Source organism: bacterium (genome assembly GCA_028820935.1).
Classification (GTDB): domain Bacteria; phylum Actinomycetota; class Acidimicrobiia; order Spongiisociales; family Spongiisociaceae; genus Spongiisocius.
Map to the genome: position 1 here is coordinate 1 of JAPPHZ010000004.1, position 6,138 is coordinate 6,138.

At 63.7% G+C, this 6,138-nt stretch carries 7 protein-coding genes; 3 read left to right on the top strand and 4 right to left on the bottom strand.

Annotation, left to right across the window (positions count from 1 at the left end; all coding sequences use genetic code 11):
* Nucleotides 1–720: 720 nt before the first annotated feature.
* Both OXM57_00390 and OXM57_00395 read left to right on the top strand, forming a co-directional pair.
* Nucleotides 721–873 (top strand): hypothetical protein, encoded by a 153-nt coding sequence (locus OXM57_00390; GenBank protein MDE0351140.1) that lies wholly within the window; start codon nt 721–723, stop codon nt 871–873.
* Nucleotides 870–1,142: a hypothetical protein gene (locus tag OXM57_00395; GenBank protein ID MDE0351141.1), complete on the top strand. Its 273-nt coding sequence runs from the start codon at nt 870–872 to the stop codon at nt 1,140–1,142. The genes OXM57_00390 and OXM57_00395 overlap by 4 nt, the downstream gene beginning before the upstream one ends.
* Nucleotides 1,143–1,436: 294 nt before the next feature.
* Here OXM57_00395 and OXM57_00400 read toward each other — a convergent pair whose 3' ends face one another.
* Complete coding sequence (locus OXM57_00400) at nt 1,437–2,786, bottom strand: NAD(P)/FAD-dependent oxidoreductase (GenBank protein ID MDE0351142.1); 1,350 nt, start codon at nt 2,784–2,786, stop codon at nt 1,437–1,439.
* A gap of 33 nt (nt 2,787–2,819) precedes the next feature.
* Entirely contained in the window at nt 2,820–4,280 is a 1,461-nt protein-coding gene (locus tag OXM57_00405) for a cytochrome P450 (GenBank protein ID MDE0351143.1), read from the bottom strand.
* 21 nt (nt 4,281–4,301) lie between these two features.
* Here OXM57_00405 and OXM57_00410 point away from each other — a divergent pair, with 21 nt between their 5' ends.
* On the top strand, nt 4,302–4,673 hold the full coding sequence (locus OXM57_00410; GenBank protein MDE0351144.1) for a hypothetical protein: 372 nt from the start codon (nt 4,302–4,304) through the stop codon (nt 4,671–4,673).
* Nucleotides 4,674–4,806: 133 nt separating this feature from the next.
* Here OXM57_00410 and OXM57_00415 read toward each other — a convergent pair whose 3' ends face one another.
* On the bottom strand, nt 4,807–5,343 hold the full coding sequence (locus tag OXM57_00415; protein ID MDE0351145.1) for a MarR family transcriptional regulator: 537 nt from the start codon (nt 5,341–5,343) through the stop codon (nt 4,807–4,809).
* On the bottom strand, nt 5,340–5,672 hold the full coding sequence (locus OXM57_00420; protein ID MDE0351146.1) for a hypothetical protein: 333 nt from the start codon (nt 5,670–5,672) through the stop codon (nt 5,340–5,342). Before OXM57_00420 ends, OXM57_00415 begins: the two co-directional genes overlap by 4 nt.
* Nucleotides 5,673–6,138 lie beyond the last annotated feature (466 nt).

Below are 6,138 nucleotides of genomic sequence, written 5' to 3' on the forward strand. Positions count from 1 at the left end.
AGCTGTCGCACCACTGATCCAAGTGAGCTGACTCCACGAAACCGGGGGACCATCACAGACCCGCCCCCGGTCCAGCAGGCCACCCATACGCCGCGGCCGCCAAAGAACCGGACACCACATGGGCACCATCCATTATGAGTGATTTCACCCCCACCAACCCACGTTTCCGCGCAGGGCCAAGAAACCCGGCGCCGATCCCCCTGCCCTTCGGTTCTTGCCTGGCACCGTACGGGCCACTCATTAGGCGGAGGGATCGGCGCCGCTCTCGATAGGAAGGGGGCCGCCCACCCATGTTGCCATGGGGCCGGTACGGAACTGCCCCAGCATCCGCCGCCTGTATCAGTGGCGATGCCTGGCTTGTGGGGCCGGCCTACCGGCGGATGCTGGGCGGGGTGACCGCGGGGCTGCCCGGGCGGATAGCGTACCGGCTACTAGCCACCTGCCACCGGCGGGCCATCCGGTGATGGTGATCCGGGCGCGGGGGATAGTGGGGTGGTAGCGGCCCTCAATGCCGGGGGGCCAGGTGGTCGCGTCCGGGCAGCGGGCCGGGAACCGGACAATCGGCATAACCCCTGCTCATAGCCCGTGTCGGCGGAAACGACAAGTTTACAACCTACCTGTTATGGGACATACCGGCCCGAGGGTCATACCCCGATAACGCATTTCGATGGAACCATCAACCAACGGCCCGGCGCTACCTGGGCGGGTAGCATCCACGCGATGTCCGATGACCTGGCCGAACTATCCGAGGCTTACCAGGCTTTGGCCGAGGCCCACGAGAAACTGATCCGGTCGCACACGATGGCAATGAGAGCGGTTACCGGCCTGGTAATCGCCCTGATAATCGTGGGCGCTTTGGCGTTGGCCGGTTGATCCCCGCACCCGATGACCCGGACGCCCTCGATCCCCGAGGGCCTCACGGCGGGGAGCCGCCCCCCGTCGATCCCGACGACGATCACCTAGCCAGCCTCGAGGAGGAGAATTTCCTGCAAGGCCCGCTCGGGCAGCTCGACATTGACGACTGGAGAGAGACGGGCATGGGCGTACCTACCGTCCGGCAGCGCCGGGAGCGGGGATACGGACAGTCCCTCACGACCTACCGCTTGTACGGTGACCCCATCGGATGGGCGCCGACCTACTAATGCCCGATCCGTTAGAGGCCCTTCGCCGAGCAGTCCGCCGCCGCGACTCCGCCGAGGAGCAGATAACGAGTCTTACCACCGAGGCGTTAGCCGCCGGGTACCGCCAGGTCGAAGTGGCGGATGCGCTCGGGATCACTAAGCAGGCGCTCCACAATCGCCTGCGGAGGAGGGCTGGGCACTCACGTATATAATTCCCCTTCGTTGCCTCGAGGCAATCCCGAACCGTACCTAGCTAGACACCCCCCGTCAGATCAACATATAATTCCCGATAGATGGAATCACGCAAAGACCTCGCTATGCAGGGTGGGATGCCAAGAAGTCTGCGACCTGTTCGGCTGCGTCAACACCACTGGCCATGGCGCCGTTGACGATAGGTGACCGCATATAATCGCCTGCGAGGAAGAGGTTCTCCACATCCTGGTTGAGTTGATTGCGCATGTCCCGTATGGCGCTGAACATTCCGGGCTGCGCCATGCAGACGGCCTCGCTCCATCGGTAAACGCGGGTAAAGAGCACTTCATCGTCGTCGGGGATCGCGGACCCCGGAGGGGGGTTGCGGCGAACGGCGCCAAGCATCGCCCGCTTGATTTCCTCATCGTCGAGAGGGAACAGTTCGTCGGCGCGGTCTCTCCCCACCCAAAGGTCCAGCGTGCTCTTGCCGGGCGGCGCGCACTCGGGTAGATTCACGGTGCGGTCCAAGAGTGCCGGAGTGTCGTCTTCGGGGTACAACGCGACGTGCCATCCGGGAGGAAGCGCCCGACGGTTCAGACCAACGACCACTCGAATACCCCGCGAGTAATTCACCGTGCTGAGTGCGTCGCGAACCCTGGGTGGCAGGTCGGGAATAATGTCGAGGGCCTTGGTGGCCGGCACGGCGCAGATGACTGCGTCCGCATCAATGCGGCCATCGTCAGTGATGACCCCGGTTGCCCTGCCGTCTTCGATGGTCACGCGCCTCACAGGCGTTGAGACACGGATGGCAGCTCCGCACTCCCTGGCAAGGGCGTCCGACAGGGCGCTGCACCCACCCTCCGGTACGTAGAGCCGCTCGGGCTTGAGGAGGACTTCACCCAGAAATGTCCGGATCCAGGTTGCGCCGAACTGTTCGACGCGGCCCATCGTCAGTTCGAGGAATCCCTCCAACGTCACTCTGAGATGTGAAGGCACGCCAAGCCTATCGAGATAGTCGCCGTAGGTCTCTTCAGTATCGAGTTCGGCTATTCTGTGGTCGCTGGCGTAGTTCAGATACTGTGCATCGTTCCTGATGCTCCTGACCAGCTTGAGGGTCGGCCAGATTCCCCCCGTCGACAGAAACCCCAGGGTCCAGAACGGAGCCACGTTCTTGAGCAACGTGCGTAAGGACTCGATGGGGGTGGTGACGACCCAGCGTCCCTTCCGATACCAGCCGATGTTCATCTTGGTGCGGACTAGCGGTAGACCCAAAGCCTCACATATCCGGAAGGTGACATCGTAGGAGGTCGGAAAGAAGTCAGCGCCCTTGTCCGTTGAGAAGCCATCTATCTTCTCACCGCCCATACGGCCGCCAATCTGATCGCTCGCTTCCAGGAGAAGCGGGTCTACCCCCCCCCCGTGCTTTTTCAGCGTGTAGGCGGCGCTTAACCCGGCTGCTCCTCCACCGACTATGACAACGCGCTTCGTATCGATGCTCTCGACCTCCTATCGGCTGCGGCGCAGCGCTTTTAGTGTGAAGGGCCTGGGTTGGACGAATGACCTGTGCACCTGCTCTTCGGAAAGAGGCAGTCCCTCCGGCGTCTCGAAGCGGAGCCTTTGCAGGATTTTGGTGACGGCGACCCATATGACCGTCTGGGCGAAGCGATCACCGCTACAACGCCTGATCCCGGTCCCAAAGGGCATATATGCGACGCTGGTCAGGGCCGGGGAGGGCGATCCGTCGTCCTGTGGCATGAAGCGCTCAGGGATGAAATCGTCGGGCGAGTCCCAGTAGCGCTCGTCTCGGCTCGCCCCGTAGACGCTTCCCAGCACCTGGGTGCCCTTGCGAATCCGGTATCCTCCTATCTCGGTGTCCTGGGCCGCCCGGTGTGGAAGGCCAAGGGGGTTGAGGGGGCGGTAGCGCAGAAGCTCGGCCACGCAGGCGAAAGTGTAGGGCAGGCGCGCGTGATCGTCCATGCAGGGAGCCCGACCCTCGGGTCCCATGACCCTGTCCATCTCCTCGTGGATTTTCGCCTGCACCTCCGGGCGGTTGGCCACGAGCAGCAGGAACCAGACGATAGGGGCCGCTTGTAGAGGGCCCGACACCAGCGTGTCCAAGTAGATACCGTAGACCGTGGAGTGGTCGATCCCCTCCACTTCTTCCATGTCCAGCAGGATGTCCACCAGTCCGGGTGCGGCGGGGGCATTGCCGGCGCGGCGACTCCGGGCGCTTTGCAGCAGTCGGGCGAACATCGCGTCCTGCGCCTCCCTCAGCCGGCGCCCCTTCTTGAGCGTTCCGCTGGGCATGAACTTCGCCCAGCGGAACAGGTCCCCGGGCATGGGAACGGAACCGGCACCCTGGAACCAGACGGTGTGCTCCCTGAACCGTTCCCTGCCCGTTCGCATCTCGTCGGATTCGACCTCCTCCCACCCAAAGAAGGCACGAAAAATCATGTCATTGCAGGCGTCGAGCATGACTCCGGACACATCCACGGGCTCTCCCGAATCGGCCATCAGACAAATGCGGTCGGCCACCGCGTCGAAAGCCGGTGCGAAATGGTTCTCGCTCAGCGTCGCCACCTGCTCGGCACTCCAGAGCCGGCTCACCGCAACTTCACGCATCCTGCACCAGCTGTCGTCGTATTGGGAGAACACCATGGCTCCGTGCAAAGTGGCGTGCACCTGAAAGACCCACCGGTCTGACAGCTCGGTCTTCTCAAAGGCTTCCGTGATCATTCCAGGGTCGGCGAACACCACGGTGGGTACCTCGCCGACGCGAAAAGCGACCACTCCGCCGTACTCCCGCGCCAGCTGGGTGATGGCGATATAAGGCGGTTCGGGACCTCTGGCCAGCTGCACCAGCGAGCCGACCACCGGGAGACCCCGGGGCCCCGGCGGGGGTAATTCCGTTGAAGGGGCGGCCGGCCCACCTCTCTCGCTTCTACGCGCACGGGAGTTGTCAGGCATTATTGAATGGGAATTATAGACTTGACTTGGGTAGCGACCCGCGGCGGCATCGAAGTGCGATTCGGGGTCTCCGCCACCCCGGTTCCCGATGACGGAGTCGCCCTCGACACGGTGACCAACGACGCGGTCACCTTTGTGGTGGTAGAAGAGGAGGAGGGACCCCCATCGTTCATCGATGCGGTCGCCACCGGCTATCAGGGCCTGCTACGAGCCCTCGCCTACGTGGTCGCGATCGTCGGCCTGTTGCTGCCCTTCGTCCCCCTCCTGGTCGTCATCGGCGCCCTCTATTGGTGGACCAGGCGGTGGATACGCCGTCTCCGATCCGGTCGGTCGATCACCGCCGGATCGAGCCCGGACCGTTCGCAGCACCCACCCGACCACTCGAACGACTAGCCGACACCCGGGAGGTTCGGTCCGGTTGGTCCCGCAAACGGCAACTAGTCGAAGCGGCGGGCTCGAACGTACAGCGTTTGTCTGGTGGGTGTCGTGGGTGGAGGTTGGTGGGGTGGGTTGGTTGTTGGGGGTTTTAGGTGGCGAGTTTGGTGAGGAGGGTCGCGAGGGTGGCCCGTTCGGGGTCGGTTAGTGCTGATAGCCATTGTTCGCGTTGGCTGGTGCGGGCGAGGACCATGCGTTCGGCGCTGGCGGCGCCGGCTGGGCTGATGGTGATGTGGTGGGAGCGGCGGTCGGTGGGGTGGGGTAACCGGTTGACGTAGCCGAGGGTATGTAGGCGGGCTATTCGGTTGGCGGTGGTGGCTGTGGTGTCACCGAGGGCGGTGGCTAGGTCGGTCACTGTGAGTCGGCGACCTTCGTGCTGCGCCCAGTGGAGGATGGACAGAGCCTGGTAGTCGTTGCGGTTGGCGAGGCCTTCGGTCTGGGCGATGCGGTCCATCGCTTCTGCGAGAACGTCCGCGCAGGCCAGTATTCGTGCCGCTGCTTCGATCCGGTCAAACCCGACGTCGCCCAGGATCGCCTCCCACCGTCTGATCTTGTCTTCGATGGGATCGTCCGGTCGGGTCAGGCCCCACCCGACAGGTGGGGCCTGACCTGTGCGGGTTCGGCTCATTGCCATGCGTTCGCCAAAAGGTAGAGCACCCCAAGACCAAGAGCGACCAGACCCAGGGCCCCGGCCTCTACGCGGCGGGTGAATATGGCCGACCAGTACACCACCACATAACCGGCGAATAGGACGGCCGCCAGCAGCGAAAAAAGCGGGAAACCGACCAAACCGGCGTCCCCGAGCGACACCAGCATCGACCCTGCCACCGCGGTATAGCCAACCCGGACCAGCGCCGACCCGGCAGAAACCGCCGCCGGGGTCCTATGCGACCGTTCCCCGCTCAGGCCGGAACCGGGCGCCGCCGTGTCGTCATAAACCACCGCAGCAACCCGCAACGGCGTCCGGGTACCGCCACGGGTTCCGTTCCGGATAGTCGTAGAGCCCGACCGTTGCCGTTTCGGTACCACAACCACACCTCCCCACACCGTTGCTAACCGTTAGCCTATCGATTGCCCAACGTGGTGTCAAGCAGGGAAATACCAGCCGCACACGAAGGGCGCCGCCGGGCCGTGTACACCAGACAAAATTGCGGATGGCGGCCCACCGGTTCGGTAGCTCAAGGTCACGTCCAGGGTTGTGGTGTAAGGAAGGGTTCCGCGTCGCCTCGGTTGTTGGGTTCTGTTTTAGCTGATTTGGGTTCTGGGTGCGACCTCCTCGGTGAGTTGTTGGGGTTGGGGTTCGATGAGCCTGATGCGGGCCTGGTTGAGGCTGTCGAGGCTCATGTAGCGTCGGGCGATGGCCCACTCGAGCTCCTAATGGGGGTCCACCACTTCTTCTGGTGTTTCTGGGAGGGTGTGGTGA